This is a genomic window from Bradyrhizobium sp. Pha-3 (assembly GCF_042258615.1).
Taxonomy (GTDB): Bacteria; Pseudomonadota; Alphaproteobacteria; order Rhizobiales; family Xanthobacteraceae; genus Bradyrhizobium.
This window is the reverse complement of the sequence record NZ_CP170152.1, coordinates 212,003-237,094: the sequence shown is the minus strand read 5'-3', so window position 1 is coordinate 237,094 and position 25,092 is coordinate 212,003. Positions and strand designations below refer to the sequence as shown.

General features: G+C 60.9%; 24 protein-coding genes and 1 tRNA gene. 8 read left to right on the top strand and 17 right to left on the bottom strand.

Translation table 11 applies throughout. From position 1 onward, the window contains the following. Positions 1-6: 6 nt before the first annotated feature. Positions 7-2,427, bottom strand: coding sequence for a hypothetical protein (locus ACE10Z_RS01100; RefSeq protein WP_375786304.1), 2,421 nt, complete (start codon positions 2,425-2,427; stop codon positions 7-9). Between the two features lie 76 nt (positions 2,428-2,503). After that, complete coding sequence (locus ACE10Z_RS01095) at positions 2,504-4,483, bottom strand: hypothetical protein (protein WP_375786303.1); 1,980 nt, start codon at positions 4,481-4,483, stop codon at positions 2,504-2,506. Positions 4,484-4,833: 350 nt separating this feature from the next. Here ACE10Z_RS01095 and ACE10Z_RS01090 point away from each other — a divergent pair, with 350 nt between their 5' ends. Then, positions 4,834-5,823 (top strand): tyrosine-type recombinase/integrase, encoded by a 990-nt coding sequence (locus ACE10Z_RS01090; protein ID WP_375786302.1) that lies wholly within the window; start codon positions 4,834-4,836, stop codon positions 5,821-5,823. Positions 5,824-5,863: 40 nt separating this feature from the next. Beyond that, on the top strand, positions 5,864-6,259 hold the full coding sequence (locus tag ACE10Z_RS01085; RefSeq protein ID WP_375786301.1) for a hypothetical protein: 396 nt from the start codon (positions 5,864-5,866) through the stop codon (positions 6,257-6,259). 30 nt (positions 6,260-6,289) lie between these two features. On the opposite strand, the gene ACE10Z_RS01080 is transcribed toward ACE10Z_RS01085, so the two are convergent. After that, positions 6,290-7,858 (bottom strand): DGQHR domain-containing protein, encoded by a 1,569-nt coding sequence (locus ACE10Z_RS01080; RefSeq protein WP_375786300.1) that lies wholly within the window; start codon positions 7,856-7,858, stop codon positions 6,290-6,292. Between the two features lie 164 nt (positions 7,859-8,022). After that, entirely contained in the window at positions 8,023-8,850 is an 828-nt protein-coding gene (locus tag ACE10Z_RS01075; RefSeq protein ID WP_375786299.1) for a hypothetical protein, read from the bottom strand. Between the two features lie 235 nt (positions 8,851-9,085). On the opposite strand from ACE10Z_RS01075, the gene ACE10Z_RS01070 reads away from it, so the two are divergent. After that, positions 9,086-9,162, top strand: a tRNA-Arg gene (locus ACE10Z_RS01070). A gap of 320 nt (positions 9,163-9,482) precedes the next feature. Further along, on the top strand, positions 9,483-9,758 hold the full coding sequence (locus tag ACE10Z_RS01065; protein WP_375786298.1) for a DUF1905 domain-containing protein: 276 nt from the start codon (positions 9,483-9,485) through the stop codon (positions 9,756-9,758). Positions 9,759-9,765: 7 nt separating this feature from the next. Here ACE10Z_RS01065 and ACE10Z_RS01060 read toward each other — a convergent pair whose 3' ends face one another. After that, positions 9,766-9,966: a hypothetical protein gene (locus ACE10Z_RS01060; RefSeq protein WP_375786297.1), complete on the bottom strand. Its 201-nt coding sequence runs from the start codon at positions 9,964-9,966 to the stop codon at positions 9,766-9,768. A 44-nt stretch (positions 9,967-10,010) separates the two neighbouring features. Next, the gene (locus ACE10Z_RS01055; protein ID WP_375786296.1) at positions 10,011-10,244 is read right to left on the bottom strand and encodes a DUF6356 family protein; all 234 of its coding nucleotides are present in this window, start codon (positions 10,242-10,244) and stop codon (positions 10,011-10,013) included. A 128-nt stretch (positions 10,245-10,372) separates the two neighbouring features. On the opposite strand from ACE10Z_RS01055, the gene ACE10Z_RS01050 reads away from it, so the two are divergent. After that, complete coding sequence (locus ACE10Z_RS01050) at positions 10,373-10,846, top strand: Lrp/AsnC family transcriptional regulator (protein WP_375786295.1); 474 nt, start codon at positions 10,373-10,375, stop codon at positions 10,844-10,846. 308 nt (positions 10,847-11,154) lie between these two features. Here ACE10Z_RS01050 and ACE10Z_RS01045 read toward each other — a convergent pair whose 3' ends face one another. The 5 genes from ACE10Z_RS01045 to ACE10Z_RS01025 all read right to left on the bottom strand — a co-directional run bounded on the left by ACE10Z_RS01045 (position 11,155) and on the right by ACE10Z_RS01025 (position 15,272). Continuing rightward, positions 11,155-11,574, bottom strand: a complete 420-nt coding sequence (locus ACE10Z_RS01045; RefSeq protein ID WP_375786294.1) for a CBS domain-containing protein — start codon at positions 11,572-11,574, stop codon at positions 11,155-11,157. A 327-nt stretch (positions 11,575-11,901) separates the two neighbouring features. Then, positions 11,902-12,714 carry a pentapeptide repeat-containing protein gene (locus tag ACE10Z_RS01040; RefSeq protein WP_375786293.1) on the bottom strand — a complete coding sequence of 271 codons (813 nt, stop codon included), beginning with the start codon at positions 12,712-12,714 and terminating at the stop codon, positions 11,902-11,904. A gap of 183 nt (positions 12,715-12,897) precedes the next feature. Beyond that, positions 12,898-13,320 carry a PaaI family thioesterase gene (locus tag ACE10Z_RS01035; protein ID WP_375786292.1) on the bottom strand — a complete coding sequence of 141 codons (423 nt, stop codon included), beginning with the start codon at positions 13,318-13,320 and terminating at the stop codon, positions 12,898-12,900. A 25-nt stretch (positions 13,321-13,345) separates the two neighbouring features. Then, a complete protein-coding gene (locus ACE10Z_RS01030; RefSeq protein ID WP_375786291.1) occupies positions 13,346-14,584 on the bottom strand; it encodes a CaiB/BaiF CoA transferase family protein in 1,239 nt (412 codons plus the stop codon). Then, a complete protein-coding gene (locus tag ACE10Z_RS01025; RefSeq protein ID WP_375786290.1) occupies positions 14,571-15,272 on the bottom strand; it encodes a haloacid dehalogenase type II in 702 nt (233 codons plus the stop codon). The genes ACE10Z_RS01030 and ACE10Z_RS01025 overlap by 14 nt, the downstream gene beginning before the upstream one ends. A 96-nt stretch (positions 15,273-15,368) precedes the next feature. Between ACE10Z_RS01025 and ACE10Z_RS01020 the strand changes: the two genes are divergently transcribed. Continuing rightward, positions 15,369-16,271: a LysR family transcriptional regulator gene (locus ACE10Z_RS01020; protein WP_375786289.1), complete on the top strand. Its 903-nt coding sequence runs from the start codon at positions 15,369-15,371 to the stop codon at positions 16,269-16,271. Here ACE10Z_RS01020 and ACE10Z_RS01015 read toward each other — a convergent pair. After that, positions 16,268-17,677, bottom strand: a complete 1,410-nt coding sequence (locus tag ACE10Z_RS01015; RefSeq protein WP_375786288.1) for an MFS transporter — start codon at positions 17,675-17,677, stop codon at positions 16,268-16,270. The two genes, ACE10Z_RS01020 and ACE10Z_RS01015, sit on opposite strands and share 4 nt — an antisense overlap. A 462-nt stretch (positions 17,678-18,139) precedes the next feature. On the opposite strand from ACE10Z_RS01015, the gene ACE10Z_RS01010 reads away from it, so the two are divergent. Further along, the gene (locus tag ACE10Z_RS01010; RefSeq protein ID WP_375786287.1) at positions 18,140-19,450 is read left to right on the top strand and encodes a hypothetical protein; all 1,311 of its coding nucleotides are present in this window, start codon (positions 18,140-18,142) and stop codon (positions 19,448-19,450) included. A 118-nt stretch (positions 19,451-19,568) separates the two neighbouring features. On the opposite strand, the gene ACE10Z_RS01005 is transcribed toward ACE10Z_RS01010, so the two are convergent. From ACE10Z_RS01005 to bioB, 4 genes are all read right to left on the bottom strand, one after another. Then, the gene (locus ACE10Z_RS01005) at positions 19,569-20,831 is read right to left on the bottom strand and encodes an adenosylmethionine--8-amino-7-oxononanoate transaminase (RefSeq protein WP_375786286.1); all 1,263 of its coding nucleotides are present in this window, start codon (positions 20,829-20,831) and stop codon (positions 19,569-19,571) included. Then, positions 20,828-21,460: a dethiobiotin synthase gene (gene bioD / locus ACE10Z_RS01000; protein ID WP_375786285.1), complete on the bottom strand. Its 633-nt coding sequence runs from the start codon at positions 21,458-21,460 to the stop codon at positions 20,828-20,830. The genes ACE10Z_RS01005 and bioD overlap by 4 nt, the downstream gene beginning before the upstream one ends. Continuing rightward, positions 21,457-22,611: an 8-amino-7-oxononanoate synthase gene (locus ACE10Z_RS00995; RefSeq protein ID WP_375786284.1), complete on the bottom strand. Its 1,155-nt coding sequence runs from the start codon at positions 22,609-22,611 to the stop codon at positions 21,457-21,459. The genes bioD and ACE10Z_RS00995 overlap by 4 nt, the downstream gene beginning before the upstream one ends. 124 nt (positions 22,612-22,735) lie before the next feature. Then, positions 22,736-23,731 carry a biotin synthase BioB gene (gene bioB, locus ACE10Z_RS00990; protein ID WP_375786283.1) on the bottom strand — a complete coding sequence of 332 codons (996 nt, stop codon included), beginning with the start codon at positions 23,729-23,731 and terminating at the stop codon, positions 22,736-22,738. Between the two features lie 121 nt (positions 23,732-23,852). Between bioB and ACE10Z_RS00985 the strand changes: the two genes are divergently transcribed. Next, positions 23,853-24,491: a GntR family transcriptional regulator gene (locus ACE10Z_RS00985; RefSeq protein WP_375786282.1), complete on the top strand. Its 639-nt coding sequence runs from the start codon at positions 23,853-23,855 to the stop codon at positions 24,489-24,491. A gap of 17 nt (positions 24,492-24,508) precedes the next feature. On the opposite strand, the gene greA is transcribed toward ACE10Z_RS00985, so the two are convergent. Further along, positions 24,509-24,991: a transcription elongation factor GreA gene (gene greA, locus ACE10Z_RS00980; RefSeq protein ID WP_375786281.1), complete on the bottom strand. Its 483-nt coding sequence runs from the start codon at positions 24,989-24,991 to the stop codon at positions 24,509-24,511. Positions 24,992-25,092 lie beyond the last annotated feature (101 nt).

Sequence of the window (25,092 nt, the reverse complement as noted above, 5' to 3'; positions counted from 1 at the left end):
AATTTCTCAATGAGACGTGTTGACGATCACACGGTGGCAACGTGGATTATCGCATGTTGCCACGTGACACTCCCATAATCGGGCACGTTGCACGGCCGGGAGCAAGTAATTGCACCTTGGACAGGATGCTTTACGGGTTCGATCTACCGGTCCAATTATAACGCTATCTTTCTTTGCCTCTCCCTTGACGACAGCTCGGATCGCATCAATCTCTTCGACGGTCAGCCCGCTGGGAATGCACAATGGCCCGCCAACGACGATGGATTTTTCGAGCGCCTTGGCTGCCGCCCAAGGCGTCGTCGTTGCAAGCATCGTATCCCACGCCGCATCCCAGCTTGCTTGATTGACGCCTGACCCTACCCGACGTTCATCAATCCTTTCTGCGGAGGGAGCAAGGGATCGCCTCATCATTTCGTCTATTTCTGATCCCAGCCATTCCTGCAAGTGCGCATGGGCCGCCGTCGCCTGCTTTGGATCATCGATGACCATCTTTGTCAGGACTGCGGCGACTGAACGATCCAGAGGTGACCATTGGCCCTGTGCGCTCCCGCAGCCTCGGCCGGCCGCTAGCCATTTGGCAAAGCATTCACGGGTCAATTCGTCTGCATTGTCGCAGCGTGGCGCAATTTGCAAGATCATGTCAAACAACGCGTATAGACCTGCCGTGCGATCCATACCTCTCGGACGCTGCTCGAGCAATGCGAACATGGCCGCAAATGCCTTCTTTGCTAGTGAAGCTGCCGGGCGCTTAACGCGCTTCCTTACGCTCCTGTTCGATAACCGTGTGGGAGCCGTGAGTTCACCCTCGTCTTCATCGTCCGCTCCATCATCATCGATATCTGGAAGAGACGATGCAAAGCGACGGAGCAGAGCGTCAAACAAGCTCTCGAACCCTCCATGCAGGGCTGCGCCCTTCCATCGCGAAGGCATGTCAAACGCACTGATAGGATCGAATGTGGAAGCCTTCATGTTGGAAGTCGGGCCTAGGGGCGCAGCCCGATCCACCCGTGCACCGCGCTGCCTGTCCGCCGCTTCGATAGCTGCCTCGGGTGCACGGGCGAGGTATTCCAGGATTGCGGCGACATCGGCGCCTGTGCTCATGCCGCTCAACATCCGGCCCAAGGACCGCGCGATCGGCCCCTTTTCGCGGGCGGCAGCAATCATCTCCTCCAGAACAATCCATCCACGCAGCTCGGTGTCCTGACGCTCCAATATGAGCTGCACCGATGATCCTCGCGCAATCGGGTCGCCCCCCGGCGGAACCAGGACGCGAAACCGTCCCTCATCGTCTACCGCAATGCTCCCTATAGGATCACGTCGAGCTCCTGATGAAAGCAATCCACCCCAAGCACCCTTAGCATTCTTCAATCCGAGGATGCGGCCACTTATGTGCTGGTCACTGAGGTATGCAACGATGCAAGGTCCCAACAGCTCATTCGGTGGCTTTTCACCGGTAGCTTTGCCGCTGTGCGAACCCGACGAACGCCATCCAAACGAGTAGGCCTCATCGAGCCGCCTAACGATCACCGCCTCCACATTCCTGCCCGATAGTGCCGCGGTAGTCGCATTAGCGCTACCGGCCACAACGAGACTCCCACGCCGACAGTTGATCTCGAAGAGCTTCGCGTGGAGTGATCGAGTCTCGCCAAACAAGTCAGCAGCGACCGGCGAGGCCGCGAAGCCGGCTTTAGCACTAGCGGCGAAGTCAAAGATCTCTGGCGCTCTAGGTGGCACGGCCACAAATACGTCATTACAAGATAGCTTTGTCGCAAGCCGCTTCACACCGTGATGTAACGAAAAGAATGGCGACAACACAGTCAATGACACTGCCCCGCCCGCGTCCGCGGCAATGTCTGCTAGTTGCACATCCAACGGTTCAAACAATGTGTGCAACACGCGCGAATTTCCGGCTCCTCTCACGCGAGCGGCCCTGCGGCATGTTTCGACGAAGAGCGATAAGTCAGGCATCCGCTCTGCACCTACACGGTCACGTTGATCTCCGAGGGCCTCCACAAACCCGGCGAGATCTTCGAAGCATCGACCATCACGGCCGGGCACAAGCAACTCCAACACTTCGGTATTGTAGCCCCAGCCTCCAAAGGTCAGATTTCCCGACCCTATTGTCGCGCGAACCGTGCCCTCATCATCAATTAAGATGCCAATCTTTGGATGAAATACGCCATTCGGTTTAGCTTCGACCGGCACGATATCGTAGTTTCGCCCCGCCCCCACTGCGCCGGCATCCGCTAGTGAAGCTCTGTAACCTTCGATGTCGGCTACTACGGTCAGCGCGCGGTAATTTCGAGCCACCGCCGAAACTATAACGGACTCAACGAATGATAGGCTCAGCGAATATGTTGTAAACAATAGCGATGACCACCGGTGCGCTAGAAGCAACTCGCGCGGCCCAAACAATAAATCTGTCATTTCGCGCCATACACAAACTTATAGCTTCCCGCACTTCTTGCTTGCGCCCAATCTCTGTCGAGATCACGCAATCGGCTCACGTTGGTGGTAGAAAAATATCTTCCAGCAGTTCGAATGAACGAATAAGGCTCTTGAACGCATCCTCGCTGATCTCCTTCGCGTGAGCATCAACGCGCCCCTTATTCACATCATTCATTGCAGCTGCGACGTCGCTCTTCGAGGCGTAGGACGTGAAAAATTCGTCACTGAACCGGATGAATTGAAGAAGCTCGCTGAAGTTGAGACGGCTATTGTTTCGCGAAAACGCATCTCGACGACCCAACGCACCCAGCTCTTGCTTTCTCTTCTGCGTGAGACAATTGTCTACTGCGGTCGTCCACTGCTCGCTGTCAAGTCGCTGCGCCCAACGATACAGCGCCATTCTAATCTCTTCCTCAAGACGGTTACGACGAGCACCTATTTGGCGCCAGCGATCACTAAGATCTGAGATCTCCGGGCTAGCGAAGTTTGCTTTTACCGACTCTGCGATCGCATCGAAGCCGAATTCATAATCGTCGCCACGACGCACGACTAGGCCGTAACCAAGCAAGTGCTCCACGTAGGCCGGATTGTATTGACACATCTCAACAAAAGTAGCGCTATCGCCCCTCGCTAAATATTCGAGCATTGAATGCTCATCTGGATAGAACTTCTTTAGAGTGCTCAGAATTTCGCTGAGATAGCCGTGAATATCAGCGTTAGCATCCTGCTCAGCTTCTTTGCACGCCTGCAAAGACACTTCTCGGGGGCGACTTATTGGGATCTTCTTATGTATCTGGCTGCACAGCTGTCTTATAAAGAAGGGATGGCCGCCAAATCTCTGATGAATGTATGAGACGACGCTCGGCCCAAAATCCAATCCCATAAAATAGCCGAGTCGCGTTATCAGCTCACTCGTCTCAGCTGACGTTAGCATCGGGATGAATGTCTTAGGAGCGAAGAGATAGACCGGATTGTCTACCTCGCGCAGCTTTGGAGTTTCAAAGAGGTGCGGATTCGTTCCAACAAAGCAGAAAGAAAGCTTGTGCTTTTGCGGGCTTTGGAAGAATGCTCTGGCAGTCTGCCAGAAGAGTAGCGCGTCATCGCTGTCTCGCCAATGATTGGAAGCAGCCGTGCGAGGCGAGACGTTCTCGATCTCGTCGAATATTACTAAGACATCGGTCGCTGCCGACGATAGCGCCTCATTCATGCATCTTCGGAAGTTTTCTGAGATCTGGTCGGGGCTGTCGCCCAACTCGATTGGGAGCTTGCGAAGATTTAGTTCACGTCGGACCTCAGTGACCAAATACTGCAACAGGGCACCAAAGCGCCTCGCGTGGATGGCAGGGTCCTGACAGTCAAGTAAGATAGTCCGGACTCCGGTCGCTTTCGCACGCCGCTGAATCGCATAGATAGTTGAGGTCTTTCCGCTTTTGCGAAGCCCGAAGAGCCCACTATTCTGGCCTGATTTGTGCAGATCAATTACGTTTCCAACGAGTTTCTGGCGCCCGAAGAAGAAATACTCCTGCTTAAGTGGAGATTGATAGCCGAACAGGTCTCTTATGAGATAGTTCTTGCGAACGGCATTGAAAATGAAGTCCTCATTCGCGGAGTGGAAATCATCGAAATGAAACGGAATGACGATCGGATATTCCGGGTCTTGCGAGAGGTAGTGGCGAATGCTGCTTTCGATGTTTTTGTCTCGGCTGATTAAGAATCGTAGAGACCGATCAACTCGCACGTCATCGAACTGATCGCACACCATGTCTATGGCGCGCAAACTTCTAGATTCGAATGTCTCATAGTCTGAGAAGAGAACCACAATTTCCCGCTCCACGTTGAGCACGGTGGAAACAGCCTCTGTTGGGCGCATCAAGAACGCTCGATACGAGCTATTTCCGACCTGAAGTGGATCAGCCGCGCGGGTTATGTAGAAATGCCTGGAAAGACGCATAATCGCTTGCCTTTCGGCAAGCGTGAACGTGACCATCTGGAAACTTGAATTTACACCAGGATTTGTTGCCATGGAGATCTTCATGCAATGAATCAAGGCTGCCAATCGATCACAAGCGGCAAGGCAGGACAATCTACGATTGTCTCGGCATTTTGTCGTAGTGCGCCGCGCGGCTCAGCTTTCGCACTTGCAGCATTTTGGAGCCTGAAGGAGCGTTGCCTCAGCACGGCAACGTCTGCAGCACACGTAGCATTCTAGCGCTGCTCGATCCCTCTTGATCCGAAAGGGCTTTCCGACTTCGCCTGAAGACTGTGGCCCAGAATAGGCACACAAGCGGCACAACCAGATTTCCCTGCGCCGTTCCGGGATAGTCCTTGGCACCGAGTCACCGGCGTCCTTGTATCGAGAAAACAAGGGTGATCCGAGCGCTTCTCATGGCGACAATTCGCAAGCTCAGGGGACGTTGGCAGGCGCAGGTGCGTCGCAGAGGCGTCCCTCCCCGGGCCAAGTCATTCGACAGCAAGACTGAGGCGGAGCGCTGGGCACGCGACCTCGAGGCAGAAGCCGACCGGTCGGGCTGGGTCGCTGATACGCGCGCTGCCGAGAAGACAACGCTGAAAGAGCTCCTGACGCGTTACCGCGACGAGGTGACACCTGGCAAGCGTGGGGCTGTGTCCGAGAGAGCGAGGATCAACTCGATTGTGCGCTGCCCTATAGGGCATCGAACGCTTGCCAAGCTTACCAGCTCGGACGTCGCGACATATCGCGACGAGCGGCTTAAGTCAGTCGCTCCGGCAACCATCGTCCGGGAATTGAATACGATCAGTCACGCGATAGAGATTGCGACCCGCGAGTGGGGACTTTGGCTGCCCCGCAATCCTGTGAAGCTCGTTCGACGTCCGCCAATCCCTCGAGGGCGCACCCGTCGCCTCAAAGAGGGGGAGGAAGATGCACTCTTATTGGCTTGCGATCGCGGGCGCACCCTTCTGCTAAAACCCCTGATCGTCCTTGCTATCGAGACCGGCATGCGACGGGGCGAGTTGCTCGAATTGCGTTGGGAGCATGTCGATCTTAAGCGCGGCGTCGCGCATTTGCCCCTAACCAAGAACGGTGACAGCCGAGACGTCCCACTATCACGTCGCGCTATCGAGACCTTGCATCAGGTGCGCGCGGGCGGTCCTAAGATGGATCGGGTGTTTCCCATGACCGGAAATGCCGTGCGACTGGCCTTCGAGCATCTGCGCGTCCGAGCTGGTATGTCCGACTTTCATTTCCACGATTTGCGTCATGAGGCGATCTCCCGGCTCTTTGAGAAGGGTCTCAACATCGCCGAGGTCAGCACCATCTCGGGGCATCGAGAGCTCAAAATGCTTCAGCGCTACACGCATCTGCGCGCCGTCGATCTAGTCGCCCGACTAGGGTAGCTGCTGCCAAACGTGTCTACTAACCAAGCAAAACGGGGAAATGGAAGTGTTGAAGACTGCAATATTGCTCGCGTTCATAGGGACCGGATCGGTAGAAGTCTGCCATGCAGAAACCCGCCCTTTAAATGACGCTGAGAGGAAGATCATCAGCGGCTCATACGGCGCCGATCTCAAGGACCCTGTCTCGGCTCAATATCGGTGGCCTGATCTGATTATTGATCCTGCAGCAAAAGGCGACGAGGTAGGGTATTGCTTCAGGGTCAACGCCAAGAACAGCTACGGCGGCTACATAGGCTTTAGGACGATCGCCGGCACCGTAAAACGCAATAACGGTAAAGTCGTCATTTACAGCTACAAAGCGGGCACCTCCGAGGACGCCATCCTGGGGGACCTCGCTGAGCGTGTCTGTCGCCATTGGGGCTACAATCTCCGCTAGCTAGCGCCGCTCCATGCTCCTCGCCTCGCTCTAGGACTTCAGCGGTCGAAGTCCTAGAGCCGCGTTGAGGAGCCCAATCCCATGCCTTTTGGGTCCGCAGACAGAATTTTCACTTAGCCTGGCCCTTTTGTTGACTCCCCGGCAAGTAGGGCGTGAGCGCCCTCGGCTTTCCTCGGTATCAGCACGAGAGAAGTCGCCGGGCGCAATTACGCCATTCCGAGATTTAGTTCCAAGCACCTTCGACGAGATGATTGCCTTCTTAAGCTCGGAGATTGTGAGACAAATGGTGTCGCTATCGGCGAGGTCTGCTGTTTTGATTCTGTCCTCGAACGGATTTCCCGTCTCAGTGGCCATTATGTCGAGAGCGCGAGACGCAATGGCGCTCATACGTTCGTCAAAATCTTCCGAATCGAGCTTCAACTCGCCCGCAAGCTCATCCAGCAACCCCCGGGCAACCTTCTGCTGTTTGCTATTGATTGTGGTGAACAGCTCTGCTTCGGCGAGCGTCGACAATTTCTCGAAAGCGAGAATCGGAATACTTTGTTTCGACAAAAGCTGCTCCGACTCCGTAAATCCGTAAAGCCGATGCTGTCCATCTATAATCCAAGCGCTCTTGTATCGGTCGGGCAGGAATAAATTGCCGAACGAAATCTGGCGATCATCGACAGACGTCTGTCGCTGAAAGCGAACGTTCTGACGGAAGTTCATTAGAATGCAGTTGGGGAAAAAGCCGCCCCCATCGAGATAGCTTCCAATTTCCTTTAGGCGCGACCGCTTCAAGACGCGCTGGTAAGAGGGAGCACCTTCGACATCTCGAAGGCCCCGATGATTTACAAAAGCGATTGGAAGAATGCGATCTGGAGCCGCAAGGAAATAATAGGCCCATTGGCCGCCCAGCTTTGTTCGAATGGCGGGCACACTATAGTTCGAAAGTTCAGGAATTTCCTGGCTACTCAGAAACTCCCCAATGAATTGAAACTTCGCGGCTGGCCCAACATTCTTCGCGATCTCTTCAAAATATCGCAGCTCTCTTTCGCGGACTATCTGGATTCCTTGCTCGGCAGCACGTGCCTTGTCAGAATTCGACCAGTTCACATTGTTCGTAACCATCAGCCAAATGACTTTGAGCTTCGATTCCGCGCCGTAGTGCTTACGAAGCGAATTTGCGATTGGCCTTTGGAGTGAGCCTAGCTCGCCAATATCCTTTTGGAGGTTACGTTGTCCGCGGCGAGCGGAGGATTTGCATTCGGCGACCACGACGGTGTTTCCGATTTTTGCAAACACGTCGACTTGTTTGTTTACGATGTGGCCCTCGCTGACCACATTAATCTTGAAGTTACGCCCTTTGTTCAGTTCCTCGAAGCCAAGTTGGTAGAGGATACTCCAAAACCGATTTTCGAGGATCTCGTCGTGCGCCTTCGATCTCTCGAAGAGGATCTTTCCGCCTGCTACTTTGCGACGTTCAATCCAGCCATCTTCGACTAGCGTTCCAATTTCAGTTGGCTCGACCTTCTTTTGAAGAAAGCGCGGCTTGCGCCGCTTGTATTCAGAAATTCGCTCTCCTTTCTCAATTGCAAGACCTCCGAGGGCCTCCGACAAGGGAGATGGCGCCTCCGCACGCCGAACATCCTGGGGCCGCGCAGCTGGCTGTTTTCGACGATGTCGGGCCATGTAGAACTCTGATTCGAAAGAGCTATTTAGTGCGTTCTCTCCAATCGGTTGTCAAACGCACTTCTCTTCGACCAAAGGTGTAATTCACCGCTTTATGGATGGTTCGCCGACAATTGCGCCCGAAACTGATCCACTAGGTGCAACAGCTCCCGAATGACTTTGCAGACATTCTTTGCCTGAGCGGGCGTAGAAGCATATTCGTTCGCATGGGCCACGCGGTTTCTGAGATTTTCGATGCGCTCAAGCGTAGCACTCAACAAGGTCTTTTCTGGTTCAGGAAGATTCTGAATTAGGATATCCCGCTTGTCGCAGAATTGCGTGAATAGGAGTGTGTCGACATACCCGTCCTCGCGCTTGGCTTTCTCGTGTTCTTCCTCCATTTTCGCCTGGCGCCTTGCGGTTAAGAACCGCATCCAATCTTCGTTTTTTGTATGCCTTGCTCGGATTAGATCAGCCATCGTCATCTCCAGCCCGGTGATCAATGCAAACAGCGCTGCTCTTACGGGGAGCCTTTGCAGATCGGAAAGACTGACCAGTCCAGCGACCTTTGTTCCTGAGATCACCAAGCGGCATGGTTTTTCATCCGCGTCCAAGACAAAATCCAGAATGCTTGCATCCGCTCCCAGCAGGAAATCCTCCGACATGGGAACGTAGCATTGCCACACCGTGCCCAAGGTTCGCCGCTCTCTGTGAGCTGCGGCGTGGAACATTCCGACAAAACGACTAGCTCCGTCGACAACTGGAAGGAAATCAAAGTCGTCCGGATTACGCCGAAGCACGTCTTCGATGAGATCGTGAGGCGCGCAAGTCTTCAGCTCATTGGCGTGCGTGGCAATTAAACCCACGGTGAGCCCGGTGTGCAGCGCGGTGAAGACATTCCGGCCTCCCGACAACCCGCCGCTAGCCCAACGATTACCCATGTGTGCCCCTAGTTGCCCATACCCTAGATTGTAGGCCCGTTTGCACGCACGGAAAAGCTCACTTCTTTTGGCGCCACAGCCACGGCACGAGCGAACTAGCCTCCTGGCGCACCCGACACGATTCGAACGTGTGACCTTTGCCTTCGGAGCCTTACGCCACCCCCAAAACAGCCCCCAACGGGCCGGACAACGCCGTTGCCGACACCGAGCCAATCAGCTAAATGGTGGCCTGCACGCACCCGTAGCTCAGCTGGATAGAGCGTTGCCCTCCGAAGGCAAAGGTCACACGTTCGAATCGTGTCGGGTGCGCCACTTCGGTGTAGGCTATTGACGCCGAAACTCGCCCTGCGAGCCGCATCCGCTGACCGTGCAGTGTTCTCCGTGTTTTCCAACAAGGAAAGACGGCGATCATTTTACCAATAGCGCAACATACTTGTTTCTCCACGAGCAACCATGCGGGCAACTCTGAATGCCACCTTGGCGACAGCGTTCTATGAGACGTTGCGCCGGAACCGCTTACGTCGTGAAGGACGTCATGTCGGATTCCAGGCCGCCGAAAAAATCCGAAGCCTGTTGTAGGCTTGCAGTGCCGCGAGCCGTCCTTCGAACATCGATGATTCGCCAGGGAACAGATGAGCGCCATCAATCAGAAGTTTACGGCAGTCTTACAGCAGAGTCCCAGCAAAGGCGGCTGGACCTATGTGGTTTGGCCGCATTCGGTGTCGTTCTTCGGAACCCGCGGCCTCGTGAAGGTCAAAGGCGTGGTCGATAGCTGCCCTTTCCAAAGTTCGTTCATGGCACTGGGGAACGGAACACACAAACTTCCGATCAACGCCGCATTGCGCAAGCTGATCGGCAAAAGTGCCGGCGATGCGGTGACCGTACGGCTGACGGAGCGGTTGGGTTGACCCGGTATTATGTAGGAAACGCACAAACCTTGGCGGAGCCCAAATGGCCGGAAGAAGACCACCGACGAATTAAGTTCATCTGGTTCGCCGGCGATCCGGTCATGATCGGCGAAACGGGCTCACGGCGATGCCGGCTTTGCGCGATCAGGCTCTGGCAGGGCTTTGCGATGAAGTCCTCGCGAAAGACCGGCGCGCCCAGATAGGCCAACCATCGGCACATGTTGGTTCCTCGGCTCTCGATCGCGACGCTGGCTACTCAGCCGGCTGTAGCGTGCGGCTGCGGCGCGCGATGCGCTCGTGCATCTGCCGGATCATGCGGCTTGCTGTGGTCTCGAACAGGCAGGGGATGACGGCGTGCACCAGGGCCGCCAATGCGGCGCCGAACAGGCGCGCCGCGAAGCCGAGCGCGAACAGGAAATGCTCGCCGTAGGATTCGTCGACGCTCTTTGGGTGGGACAGAAACAGCCGGTGCAGGGTGGCTTGCATGCGAGGCTCCAAGGCGCGCGGTTCGCTGCGATCTCTAAGGGATTTGGGCCAAGAAAATGTCCCAAATATCACACGATATTCACCAGTTTGGTTGAATTTGGACGGTAATTCATCGTATTCTTGGGATAATGGACGAAACAGATCGCAAGCTCCTCAACTTGGTTCAGCGTGACGCTGCCCTGTCGCTGGACGAACTCAGCGAGCGGGCGGGGCTATCCCGCAACGCCTGCTGGCGCCGCATCAAGCGGCTGGAGGATGAGGGCGTCATCAAGGGCCGCGTGACACTGCTCGATGCAAGCCGCATCAACGTCGGCCTGACCGCCTTCATCGCGCTGCGCACCACCGAGCACAGCGCGACTTGGCTCGACCAGTTTGCGAACGCCGTGCGCGACATTCCGGAGATCATCGGCGTCTACCGCATGACCGGCGATGTCGATTATCTGCTGCAGGCCGTCATCCCGGATGTTGCCGCCTATGACCGGCTCTACCAGCGCCTGATCGGGAGGATCACGCTCGCGGACGTGTCGTCGTCATTCGTCATGCAAGAGATCAAGGCGACGACGGTGCTGCCGCTCGACTATGCGCCGGAGCGGCGCGAGTGAAGCCGCGGCATCTGGCGCGGGCCGCATGCGCACGGTTTGCGCGCACCGCGCCCATGTCTATAGCGCTGCAGGAAGGCAAGTTGCCAAGCGCCCGCCGACGCAACTCGGCAACTCCGACTGTTCGAGGCGCGAGATCGAACCACATCGCAGACCCGGTGCACGGAACGTGTGTCGGGCGGACCCATCATAGCACCACGGCGAAGCAATAGTGCCCATCTTCATCGGCCGTGGCGCGCCATTTCATTGCCGGGTTGGTGTCCGGCCACGGTGCCGGCCGATCTGCCGATGTTCAGCAGACCGGCCTCGCCTCAGTGATGAGCCGACACGCTCTTCATGTATTGGGACATCAGATCGGCACCGGCAAAGTGGCCTATATCCCCCAGGCTGACCATGCCGACCATCCGTTTGCTCTTGTTGATGACGGGCAGCCTGCGGATCTTCAGCGTCTCCATGTGATGCACCGCTTTCGCCAGATCGTCGTCTTCCCGGCAGCAGTGGATGCCTTCGGTCATCACATGGCGCGCTGTGGTGCGCGTAGAGTTGAAGTCCTTGCTCGCAAGGCCTTTGCAGACGAGGTCGCGATCCGTCACCATCCCGATCAGACGATCGTCTTGCCCGACCGGAATGCAGCCGACGTCGTGCCCTTGCATCAATTTCGCGATTTCAGTGATCGGGGTATCGGGGCTGACCCAATCGACGCCCTTGTGCATCACATCCTTGACCTTCATGGAGGATCTCCCTTGCAAGGCAGCAGCCCCCTCGCTTGCAACCATACAACAGATCGGGCGTGACCGCATGCGTGCTGCGCCTTGATCAAGGCGCAGCGGCAGACGGCCCGGCTATCATGCCCTCAGTCGTGCGTACTGAAGCGATCGTGCAGGGAACCGGCGGTCAAGCGCGCGAATTGCGCACGACCGAGGTGAGGCAACGTCTCATGATCGCCGGCCGAAGCTCGCCTTCCGATCCGCCAGCTTGAGGTGATGCGATGCCGACAGCACGGCAAGCAAATAGCCGCAATTTGCGGCGCAACACCGCAAGGCGCTGCAATTCGAGCCCTAATTTGGACGCCGCACCCGGTCCAGGTTCCGGGCCTTGTCCAGATTGCGGGCCTCTGCCAGCGCGGCCGCGCCCGGCAAGACGGCCGACGCAAGGTCGGTCCCGGTGAAATCGGCGCCGGCGAGATTGGCGCCGGAGAGGTCGGCTCCCGCAAGGTCAGCCTTGTTGAGGTTGCAGTTCGCCAGATTGGCGTTCTGCAACTGCGCGAATTCGAGATCGGCGCGCGCGAGATTGGCGCCGCTCAGATCCGCATTGCGGAGATCGGCGGATTCGAGCACACCACGCATCAGGCCCATCGATTGGTTGCGCATATCGGCGCTCAAATCCGCCCCGGCGAGCTTGGCCCCGATCAGGCTGGCACCGGATAGATCGGCGGTGATGCGAGCGCCGCTCAAATCGGCGCCGCCAAGCTTGGCGCGCTGCATCTGCGTGCCGAGCAGCGATGCTTTGACGAAGGACGCCCCCGTCAGATCGGCGTCGATGAGCCAAGCCTGGTTCAGTATGGCTCGATCGAAGCGCGCGGCTTTCAGATCGGTCCGGTTGAGCTTTGCGAGATGAAGGTTGCCGCCGGAGAAGTCGAGGCCCGAGAGATCGAGGTGCGACAGCCGCTTTCCCTCCAGATCTGCAGTGCGTCGGCCCCCTTGAGGCGCGGCCTTGAGGAGCGCGTCGACTTCGGCGCGCGTCATCTCCGACGTCGTCATCTCGGGACTGTCGAGGTCGACGCTGCGCAACATGTCCTGCGACATGGCGGCAATCGGATCAACGAGCAGCGCCGCGATCGATACAAAGGCAAACGCGAGACGAAACCGCATCGCCGTGTTTCCGCTTTAAGGTATCGCTTCTCGTATCTTCGCGCCGGCCGCACCGTGCAGATGTGCTTCCGACGTCAGAGTATGAAACCGGATCTCGATCCTGGCAATGCCCGTGACCGCTTCGTGCGAAGGAACGGGGCCTCGGCAGCGCGACAACGGGCCACCGCGAACCGGCCGCGCTTCTCAGCTTCGGTTCAGCAATTGCCAGGTCGATGTGGCGTGCGCGATCGGCTCGCCGGCTGCGGTGGAGGCCTGAGACTGCACGAAGAAGGTCTTCCGGCCGCGCTTGAGGAAGGTCGCGTGACAGGTCACGCGCCCTTCGCGGACCGCGGCGAGATATTGCACCTTCATCTCCAGCGTGGTGCCGGCACCCGCGACGTGGTTGACGAGATGACCCATCGAGATGTCGAGCGCGGTGGCGAGAACCCCGCCGTGCAGCGTGCCTTGCGGGTTGAACAGCGGCCTCTCGACGTCGAAGGAGACGATGCATGCTTCGCTTTGATAGGCGATTTCGAGGCCGAAGAAGCGCGAGAGGAAGAACGAGCCGAATTCCTGCCGCTCGTCCTCGACGGCGCGACGCATCATCTGCTCGGCGATATCTCTCATGACGATACTCACTTGATAACGATGCTTATTTAGGCGATCGCACGAAGCTCCGTCCAAAGTCCCCGAACGCGCCTTCGATTGCGAATCTCTCGAGCCGATCGTCGGTCCAGCCACGCCATTCCGCAAGCACCTCGCGCGTGTGCTCGCCGAGCATGGGCGGCGGCGTGGAAGGCGCCGGCGGTTCGTCGCCGAACCGCGTCGGCCTCGCAATGAACCTCACATCCCCCGCGGCCGGGTGGCTCACGGTCTGGACCATGCCGCGCTGCGTGAGTTGCGGCGCCTCGCAGACCTCGCCGACTGACTTGATCGCGCCGCAGGGAATGCCAGCCACGGCGAGCGCCTGCAGCCAATCGGCGCGGCTTCTGCGGATGAAGATGGGGGCGAGGATCGCAACGAGATCGTTGCGGCTCGCCGCGCGTTTCGGGGCGGTTTCGAAACGCGCATCTTCGCGCAGGTCCGCCCGGTCGACGACGTCGCAAAAGGCCGTCCAGAACTTGTCGTTCGCAACCCCGACATTGATCCAGCCGTCACTCGCCTCGAACGGCTCGTACGGGCTGATGGTCGGATGGACGTTGCCCCGGCGCCGGGGGCTTTGTCCCGAGGCGAAGTACATGCCGGCGTTGAACGTCAGGAGCGATGCCATGGCATCGAGCATCGAGACGTCGACCCGTCCGCCCTCGCCCGTCCGGTTCTTCCGCAGCAGGGCGGCGAGCACCGAATGCGACGCATACAGGCCGGTGACGAGATCGGCGATCGAGGTGCCGACCTTGGTCGGCGGTCCGTTGGGATCACCGGTGATGTCCATCACACCGGATTCGCCCTGCAGGATCAGATCGTAGCCGGGGCGCAAGGCGTCCGCACCGGTACGGCCGAATCCCGAGATGCTGCACAGGATGACGTCGGGCTTGCGGGTGCGCAGCGCGTCGAAGCCGAGACCCCATTTGTCGAGCGTGCCAGGGCGGAAGTTCTCGATCACGACGTCGGCTGCGGATGCAAGATCGAGCACCGCGTCGCGCCCCGCCGGCGACTTCAGATCGATGGCGCAACTGCGCTTGTTGCGGTTCACCGACAGGAAATACGCGCTCTCGCCGCCAATAAAGGGCGGTCCGTAGCGCCGGCTTTCGTCGCCCTGCCGCGGGTCCTCGATCTTGACGATGTCGGCGCCGAGATCGCCGAGCTGCATCGTGGCAAACGGGCCGGAGACCACCCGGCAGAGATCGAGGACCCTGATGCCCGACAGCGGCTCGCGGTCAGACGATCGCATCGGCGAGGTCCTTCATCGACGGCACAAGGATATCGGGCTGGTGCGGCGTGATGCCGAACGGGCGGCTGCGCCGGTCGATGAAGGCCGTCCGCATGCCGGCGGACTTGGCACCGATGCAGTCGAAGGCGTGATTTGCGACGAACAGCACCTCGGCGGGCTTCACGCCCATGATCTCGGCCGCTTTGGTATAGGTCGCGACATGCGGCTTGAACGAATTAGCCTCGGCCACCGAGATCACGCGATCGAACGGGACTTTGTGGTACTGCTTCGCGGTCTCGAGCATGTCGGGATCGCCGTTCGAGAGCACCACCAGCTTGTATTTGGCTTGCAGCCGCGCCAGCGCTTCCGGCACTTCCGGAAACGGCACCAGCTTCTCGATCTCACCGACCAGGTAACGCACCTCGTCCATCGTGTAGTCGATCTGGGCGCGGTCCATGACGTGGGACACCGCGCGGTGGCCGATCTCGCGATAGGGCGTGTGCTCGCGATGCAGCAGCGCATCGATCATCGAGTTCTCGAAATGGGTGCGGCGCCACCATGTGACGAAGGAATTCGGATCGCCCTTCCAGCCCTTCTTCTGAAGGAACGGCGCCGCGATCCTGGTCAGGCCGCCCTGCATGTCGACGACCGTGCCGTACTGATCGAACATGCAGATCTTCACTTCGCGCTTGATCGTCTCAGAATTCATTGGTGCCTCCTTGGTTCAGGTCGATTGGATACTCGCCGCATCGCCATAGATGAAATGGATTTGTGATCTCTCACTATTCACGATATGAATGATGACATGAACCTCCGATCCATCGACCTCAATCTGCTCGTCGCACTGGACGCACTGCTGACCGAGCGTCATGTCACCAAGGCGGCCGATCGCGTCGGCCTCAGTCAACCTGCCATGAGCAACGCGCTCAACCGGTTGCGGGCAATGTTCGAGGACGAACTCCTGGTGCGGACGACGAGCGGGATGAAGCCGACGCCCCGTGCCACCGAACTGGCGGAGCCGTTGCGCCAGGTGCTGCGCCAGGTCGAGCGCGTGATGGCGAGCGATGCCGGCTTCGATCCAGGCCGAACGGAACGCACCTTCACGATCAGGATGTCGGACATCCTCGCGTGCCTGCTGCTGCCGAGACTCGCCGCGGCGCGGCCGCCGGATGCGCGGATCTCCTACAACACGATCCATCTGCCGCCTGCTTTGACGATCGACGCGCTGGAGCGGGACGAGCTCGACGTCGCTGTCAGCATGGGGCTCGAGCATTCCGCATCGATCCGTTCCGAGACGCTGCTGCGCGACCGCATGGTTTGCCTGATGCGGAGCGGTCACCCAATCAAGCGCGGACGGCTGACCTTCGAACGCTTCATCGCGCAGGAGCATATGAAGGTCTCGATGAGTCCGACCGACCTTCGTTTCGTCGACGACGTGCTCGCCGAACGCGGCCATCGACGACGCATCGCGCTGAATGTGCCGCATTGGCTGGTCGTGCCTCACGTCTTGAAGAGCACCGACCTGCTCGCGGTGATGCCGAGACACCTCGCGGCCGTGCTGATGGACGACGGCCTGCGGATGGAGGAACTGCCGTTCGAGTCCGCGCCGTTCGACTGGATGTTGTACTGGCATCGCAGATACGATCAGAGCAATGCCAACGGCTGGCTCCGCGATCGGCTCAGGGCCGCGTGCTCCGATCTCGGCTAGGCCCCGATGTCCGCCGGCCTCCGCGCGATCGACGACGGATGTCCTGCCTCGGCGTCCGTGATTGCCGAAGCGTCCTCCAGCGATCGTCCCTTGGTCTCGAATCCGAACACAAGAAACACCACAGCCTGGAACACGAGGATGCCGGCCAGGGTGGTCAGCACGCCGGTCAACCCTTGCCAGGCGAAGATCGCGACCACGACGTACTGGACCAGCGCGGTCGCGATGCGTCCGGACGTGGCGCAGATCGCCGTGCCGCGAAGCCGGTAGCGCGTCGGGAACAGTTCGGGGACGAGCATTGCGAACCCGGTCGCCAGCATGACGTAGATCGCCGTGACCAGCAGGAAGCCCACGGTCGCGAGCGCAGCGCCGTCCGGCATGTACGGATAGGCGATGCCGAGCACGGCTGCCGCAATCGACGAGCAGACGATCGAGAGCCGGCGTCCCAATCGATCCGCAAGCACGAGCCCGATCAGCGATCCGACCGGCCCGCCGAGCGCCATCACCGTCGTGTAGCCCAGCGAGGAGACCACGCTGTGGCCGCCCTTGACCATGAAGGTCGGCAGCCAGCCGATGAACCCGTAGAGACTGAAGCCGACGACGATGTGCAGCAGGCTGCCGAGCAGCGTGCGCGCGAGATACGGAGGCTGGAACAGGCGCCAGACCGCGCCGGGTGATTCCTGCACCGTCGCGCCGGCGACGACGGGAGCCAGCGTTCCCTTGCGCGCGGCCTCCGCTTCGATCGCCGACAGAATCGTCTCCGCCTCGTCGGCGCGGCCGTTGGCGGCGAGCCAGCGCGGCGATTCCGGCATCGACTTGCGCAAGATCCAGACGATCATCGCCAGAATACCGACGAGTGCGAACATGTAGCGCCATCCCAGCGTCGGGATCACCCACAGGCCGATCATGGACGACGCGAACAGCGAGAAGTTGGTGATCACGGCCAATAGCCCGATCCAGCGGCCGCGCGAGGCGGCCGGCACAAACTCGGTCAAGGTCGCGTAGCCGACCACAATCTCCGCGCCGAGCCCGATGCCGATGATGAAGCGCAGGCCGATCAGGACGGTCATGCTGGGCGCGAAGGCCGCCGCGATCGACGCGAGGCCGAAGATCGCGAGGTTCATCTGGTAGGAGAAGCGGCGGCCGAAGCGGTCGCCAAGGATACCCGAGCACCAGGCACCGATCGTCATGCCGACAAAGGTCGCGGAGACGAAGGCGGCGTTGAGCTCGAGCGTCGACCAGCCTTCCTTGAGCACCGCGCCCAGCACACCGCCGGCCAGATAGATGTCGAATGCATCGAGGAACATGCCGGCGCCGATCAGGGCCAGGATGCGCCAGTGGAATCCGCAGATCGGCAGCCTGTCGAGGCGCGCGCCCGCGTTGATGTCGATGTCGGCGGATCGCGCCATGCCAAACCTCCCTGCCCGGCCTTGTGCGAGCCGGATGCTCCGATGATCGATTGATGACGCGCAGGGGGTCGTCGTCCAATTCAAAACGAAAATTCGACTATTTGGCGCAGTGATGAAGCCGACGAGGGCGCACCATCGCGACGCAAGACGCCAGCACAACTTGATCCAGCCGCGAGGTCGCTCGCTTTGAAGCCGCAGCCGATCGAACACAGCTGATGCAGATCCCGAAGCAGACACGCGACACACTCGCGTCTCGTGCGAGTCGCGTGGTCCATATCCGAACTACGAATCCTGCGATTCGCGTTCCATCCTGACACCGAGCTGACGCGCATTCGCTGTCGTCAACGCTTTCATCGACGCGCGATCGCAAAATCACGGTGTCAGCACAAACATTCACAACGGGTTCATGTCGCCGCCACTATTCAACTCCAACGCTGGGGGAAGAAGATTGGAGTATGTGCCATGCGCCGCATCGCCGGACTGCCTTTCGCCTTGGCTCTCAGCCTCTGCTGTCTCTCTCCACCTCACGCTGCGCGCGCGCAGCTTGCCATCGGCATCGGCATCAGCGTCGATGCAGCACCGCCGCCCTTGCCGGTCTACGAGCAGCCGCCGATCCCAGCCGACGGCTACATCTGGACTCCCGGCTATTGGGCGTGGAGCGACGATATCGGTTACTACTGGGTTCCCGGCACGTGGGTGCTTCCGCCCGCGCCTGAGTTGCTATGGACGCCCGGCTATTGGGGCTGGAACGATGGCGTCTACGCATTCCACGCCGGTTATTGGGGAGCGACCGTCGGCTTCTACGGCGGCATCTCCTATGGCTTCGGCTACACCGGCATCGGCTATGAGGGCGGTTATTGGCGCGGCGGCAACTTCTTCTACAACAATTCCGTCAACAACATCTCGAATGTCTCGGTCACCAACGTCTACAACAAGACCGTCATCAACAACACGACCAACGTCAGCTACAACGGTGGCACCGGCGGCACCACGGTGAGACCGACGCCGCAACAACTCGCCGCCGCGAACGAGCACCATGTGGCTGCGACCGCCGAGCAGAACCGGCACGCGGAAGCGGCGATGAAGGATCCGGCACTGACGCTCGCCAACAACCATGGTCATCCGGCGATCGCTGCGACCGCGCACGCGGCACGGTTCAGCGGTGCCGGCGTGATCGCCGCACACCCGGGCAAGCCAGTCGCGGCGCCGCCGCCTCATCATGCGCAATCCACCACAGGACACGCTCTGCCGACAGGAAATGCCCTGCCGCCAGGACACGCTCTGCCAAGCGGAAACGCTCTGCCGCCAACACATGCATCGCCGACGGGGCACGCCCTGCCTTCCGGAAACGCGCTGCCGCAACCACAGACAACGACGACAGGACACGCCCTGCCCACCGGAAACGCGCTACCGCCGGTACACGCGTCGACAACGGGACACGCCTTGCCTGCGGCAAGCGCTTCGCCGGCTGTACACGCACTGCCGACGGGACAGGCTCGGCCTGTTGCCGTCAACCATCCCGCTCCGGCACCGCACGTCGCAGCGCCAGCCGCGCATGCGCCGAGACCGCAGATCGCACAGCACGCACCACCTGCGCCACGCCCGGCCGCGCATCCGCCGGCGCCGCGCGTCGCGCAAGCGGCTGTGCACCGGGCTCCGCCGCCGCCCCGGCGTCCGCCGCCACCGCATGTGTCACGGCCGGCTCCGCGGCCCCATCCTGCGCCACGGCCGCAGCATCCCGCTGCGAGGCCAGCGCCACACAGGCACGCGTGATCCGGCCTATCGGCGTGCCCGCAACGGCACGCCGATTTCGTATGAGAACCCATCGCGTGCAGAACGGCACGCGATGCAAATCGTCAGTCACGGGATTTCAGGCGCGCAAGGCGCACCGTCAGGCCAGCTCGTCGGCTGCGTCCGCGATCGCGGCATAAATCTCAACGAGGTCCGCCTCCGTCACGCAGTAGGGCGGCATGACATAGATCGTGTTGCCGAGCGGACGCAGCAGCAGGTTTCGACGCGCGAAGAAGGCCTGAAGTTTTGGGCCGATGCCGGCGAGATAACCGGCATCGCTTGCCTTCAGGTCAAGCGCGGTGACGGTCCCGGTGCGGCGGACGTTCTCGAAGCGTGTATCGGCGCGGAATGGCGCGATCAGGCGCTCCTGCATCGCGGCGAGCGACGTGGCGCGCTCGCCCGCGCCATGTTGCCAGAGCTCGAGGTTTGCCCTCGCCGCCGCGCAGGCGACCGGGTTCGCCGTGTAGGAACTGGAATGGAAGAACATCCGCGAACGATCGCTGGAATAATGCGCGTCGTAGATCTCGGCACGGCAGAGCGTCACCGCGAGCGGCAGCGATCCACCGGTGAGGCCCTTTGAATAGCAGGCGATATCGGGCGTGATGTCGGCCTGCTCGCACGCGAACAAGGTGCCGGTCCGGCCCCAGCCGGTCATCACCTCGTCGGCAATGAACAGCACGTCATGGGCTTCGCAGATCCGCTTCATTTCCTTCAGCACCGAGGGCGGATACATCAGCATCCCGCCCGCGCCCAGGATCAGCGGCTCGACGATGAACGCTGCCGCGGTCTCCGTCTTGCACGCGGCCTCGAGTGCATCGAGCGTCGCCTGCTCGTGGCCTGCGGCAGGAAACGGGATCGATTCGACGTCGAACAGCAGCGGCTCGTAGGCCTTGTTGAAGACGCCGCGCGCACCGACCGACATCGTTCCAACGGTGTCTCCGTGATAAGAGTGCTGCATGACGATGATCCGCGTGCGCGGCACGCCGATATTGTGCCAGTAGCCGAGCGCCATCTTCAGCGCCACTTCCACGCTGGTCGAGCCAGAGTCGGAGAAGAACACATACTCCAGGCCGCGCGGCGCAAGCTTCAGGAGCTGCGCGGCCACCTCTTCGGCCGGATCGTGGGTATGGCCGGCAAAGATGATCTGGTTGAGCTGTTCGGCCTGGTTCTGGATCGCGCGCACGATATGCGGATGGCAATGGCCGTGGGTCACGACCCACCAGGATGCGATCGCATCGATGATGCGGCGGTCATCCGCGGTGTAGAGATAGGCGCCCTCTCCGCGCACGATCCTGGTCATCCGGTCGTGCAGTGCGTGCTGCGTGAACGGGTGCCAGATCGGCGATTTCTGAGCTGATATCATGCGTTGAAATCGCCGTGCCGGAACGAGGCGTTGAAGGCCATTTGCAGCGTGTCTGCTGCGAGCGGAGACAGCCAGGGCAACCGGCCCAGCCGGCGGACTTGCCCGAGCTCGCAGATGGCGCGCTCGCTCTCGGGATTGCTTTCGCCAATGAAGGCGATCCCGAGGACATCGATGTTGCGCTTGCGCAGCGCCTCGACCGACAGCAGCGAGTGATTGATGGTGCCGAGCGCCGTGCGGGCGCAGAGCACGACCGGAAGCCGCCATCGCTCGAACATGTCGATAAAGAGCGTGTCGTCATTCAGCGGCACCATCAGCCCGCCGGCGCCCTCGATCACCAGCGGCCGGTCACAGGCAGCGGGCACGTTGAGCGCGGCAGGATCGATGCGCATGCCGTCGATCGCCGCGGACTGATGCGGCGACGCCGGCGTTCGAAGCCGGTAGCGTTCCGGCAAGATGCGGTCTGCTGCGAGACCCGCAAGCCGCGCCACCAGTTGCGCATCTGTCTCTTCCTCGAGGCCGGACTGAACCGGCTTCCAGTAGCTCGCGCCGAGGAAACCGGTGAGGCCCGCGGAGAAGATCGTCTTTCCAATCCCGGTATCGGTGCCGGTCACCACGATCCGGCTGGTCATCGCGACCGGCCCTTCGTCTCCTCGACGAGCGCATCGAGCAGCGCGCGCACGTCGTCCTCGCCGACATTGAGCGTCAGCGCGATACGCAGCCGCGCGGTGCCCGCCGGCACGGTCGGCGGGCGGATACCTCTGATGTCGAAGCCGCGCGCCTGCAACGCCGAGGCAAGCAGCATCGCGCGCGCATTGTCGCCGACGATATGGGGCACGATCTGCGAGCGCGACGGACTGCGCAAGCCGCGCAGATCGAGCTCGCGATGCGTGAACGCGACCAGCTTTGCCAGGCGCTGCTGGCGTTCGGGCTCCTGCTGCAGGATCAGCAGCGCCTCACGCACGGCGACGGCCACAAGCGGCGACGGCGCGGTGGCGAAGATGAACGGGCGGCAGCGATTGACCATGAAGTCGCGCAGCACGGTCGACATCGTGACCAGCGCGCCCGCGGCGCCCAGCGCCTTGCCGCAGGTATGAACGATCACGAGATTCTCGCGCCCTTCATAGGGCGCCGTCAACCCGCGCCCCTGTTCGCCGTAGACGCCGGTGCCGTGCGCTTCGTCCACCATCAGGAACGCCTCGTGCCGCTCGGCGATGGCGACGAGGTCGTCGAGCGGCGCGACGTCGCCGTCCATGCTGTAGACGCTTTCGGCCACGATCCAGACCCGGCCCGTTCCGCCCTCGGCGCGCCAGCCGCGAATGGTGTCTTCAACCGATCCGGGATCGTTGTGCGCGCTGAACCGGAACGCAGCGCGGCCGGCCCGCGCGCCTTCATGGATGCTGGCATGCACCAGCGAATCGAGGACGAGCAGATCGCCGCGCTGCGGCAGCGTCGTCAGCACGGCGAAATTGGCGACGTAGCCGCCGCCGAAGAACAGCGCGGTCTCGGCACGGAAGAACGCGGCGGCCTCGGCCTCCAGCCGTTCGTGCTCCTCGCAATTGCCGCGCAATAGCCGCGATCCGCCGGCGCCAATCGGCGTGCCGGCCGCGAGCGCGGCAGAAACGGCCTGCTTGATGCGCGGCGCACTCGCCAGCGCCAGATAGTCGTTCGATACGAAATCGATGCCCGCGCGCGGCTTGAGACCGCGCAGCCGATCGTCCTTGCTCAAGGCGTGCAAGGCCGCGGCGTAATCAGCGGCCTTGGCCGCATGGATTGCGCTCATGCTTGACTCTCAGGATGGTGGCAGATTTGTTTGACGCGTTTTCTTCACGCGAACCGGTATCCACTTCGCTCGAAAACGCTCTATCGCGCGGCGAACGACGCCGCGCAAGTGCCGAAGGTTGCAGTCAGGCGAGACGGGATGTGATGCCGAGCCGATCCAGCAGATCGGCGTCGCGATCGCGCTGCGGGTTCTTGGTGGTCAGCAGCACATCGCCGATGAAGATCGAATTCGCGCCGGCGAGGAAGCACATCGCCTGCAGTTCATCGGTCATGTATTGCCGTCCGGCCGACAACCGGACTACGCTCTGCGGCATCATGATCCGCGCGGTCGCAACCAGCCGCACCAGCGCAATCGGATCGGGACGCTCGGCGGTGTCGTTGACCGGCACGCCCTTGACCTCGTTCCACAGATTGATCGGCACGCTCTCCGGATGGCTGGGGAGATTGGCAAGCAGCATCAGCATGCCGAGCCGGTCCTCGACCTGTTCGCCCATGCCGATAATGCCGCCGCAGCAGACCTTGATGCCGGCGTCGCGCACATGCGCGAGCGTGTCGATGCGGTTCTGCAAGGTGCGGGTGGTGATGATCTTGTCGTAGTACTCCGGCGAGGTATCGACATTGTGGTTGTAGAAATCGAGCCCGGCGTCGGAGAGGCGCTCAGCCTGATCAGGCGTCAGCATGCCGAGCGTGACGCAGGTTTCCATGCCCAGCCCCTTCACCGCGCTGACCATGTCGCAGACCTGATCGAGATCGCGGTCCTTGGGGCTGCGCCAGGCCGCGGCCATGCAGAAACGGGTTGCGCCGGCGTCCTTGGCGCGCTGCGCAACCGCGACCACCTCGTCCCGCGGCATCAGGCGGGTTGCCTTCAGGCCGGTGTCGTAATGCGCGCTCTGGGAGCAGTAACCGCAGTCTTCCGGGCAGCCGCCAGTCTTGATGCTGAGCAGGCTCGCGGTTTCGACGTGGTTCGGATTGAAGTTGGCGCGATGGGTGCCTTGCGCCTGGAACATCAGGTCCGCGAACGGCAGGTTGTAGAGCGCCTCGGCCTCGGCACGCTCCCAGTTCTTGCGGAGCGGTGCGCTGCTGCGGCTGTCGGTCCGTTCGATCTCAACGACATCAACCATCGGCTTGCCTTCTTGCTTGTGTAGATCATAGATAATCTTGTATGTTATCTATGATATTGGACTTAGAATAATGCTAGCCGAGCCCGGCCGAGAGCGCACCCGTTTTTATGATAGATAATCTATGACCAGCGAAGGCGAGAACACGACGACTGCCGGGCGCATCGCCGAGGCGATCGGCGAGCGCATCATCAGCGGGGCATTGCCGCCGGATGCTCCGCTGCGGCAGGACCACGTCGCGCGGGAATTCCATTCCAGCCATGTCCCGGTGCGCGAGGCCTTCAGGCAATTGGAGGCGCAGCATCTCGTCGTGGCCGTGCCGCGGCGCGGGGTGCGGGTTGCTCCGCTCGACACCAGGTCGGTGAAGGAGATCGCCGAGATGCGCGCCGCGCTGGAGGTGGTCGCGTTGCGCAATGCTGCTGCCAGATACACGTCGGCCCATCTGGCACGGATCGAGGTCGCGCTGATCGAAGGCGACAATGCCGAGACGGTTCAGGAATTCGAACTGGCCAATCGCGCCTTCCATCATGCGCTGGTGGCGCCTTGCGCGATGCCGCGTCTGCTCGCGAGCCTCGACGGCTTGCAGCTCGCAAATTCACGACTGGTGTTCGCGATGGCGCGCAACGCCGGCTGGCGGCCGCGGCCGAGCCAGGATCATCGCGTGATCCTGCAGGCGCTGCGCGCGCGCAACATCGAGCAAGCCTGCAGCCTGCTCGCACGGCATATTCAGACGATCGAGCGGCTTGCCCTGCCGGCGGCGTGATCGGGATCTGCGATCCGCTAGGCGATCGCCACGATCTCCAGCTCCTGATCGCCCGCGCCCGCAACGTCGCCCACGGCCTTGCCCATCAGCGATCTCGCTACCGGCGAGACGAAGGAGATCGAGCCGGCCTTTGGATCGGCCTCGTCCTCGCCGACAATGCGGTAGCTCTGCACGCGCCCATCGGCGCGGCTGAACGTCACGGTGCTGCCGAAGGCAACGGTTGCTGTCGAGGCGGGGTCGGGGACGACCTGCGCGGTGCGGAGCCGTTCGGTGAGATAGCGTGTGTCGCGCAACGGCACCGCCGACTGCCGTCGCCGTTCGTTGACGTCGTCCAGCTGCTGCGCTGCCGCATAGGCCTCGCGTGCCTCCAGGAGCTGGCGCTCCAGCGCCTTGCGTCCCGCCTCGGTCACCAGATTGGGATGCGGCGAAATGGGGCGGTCCGGCAACAGCGTTTCGGACGCGGTCTCGGCACTTTCTTCCTTGGTAAAGGCAACGCTCAATCCGGAACTCCATCGATGGAGCGGGCAGTATAGCCCCGCCTCACCCGCGGCGCTAATGCGCGATGGGATTAGGCTGGATCGTCATCGCACATTGGCTCGTT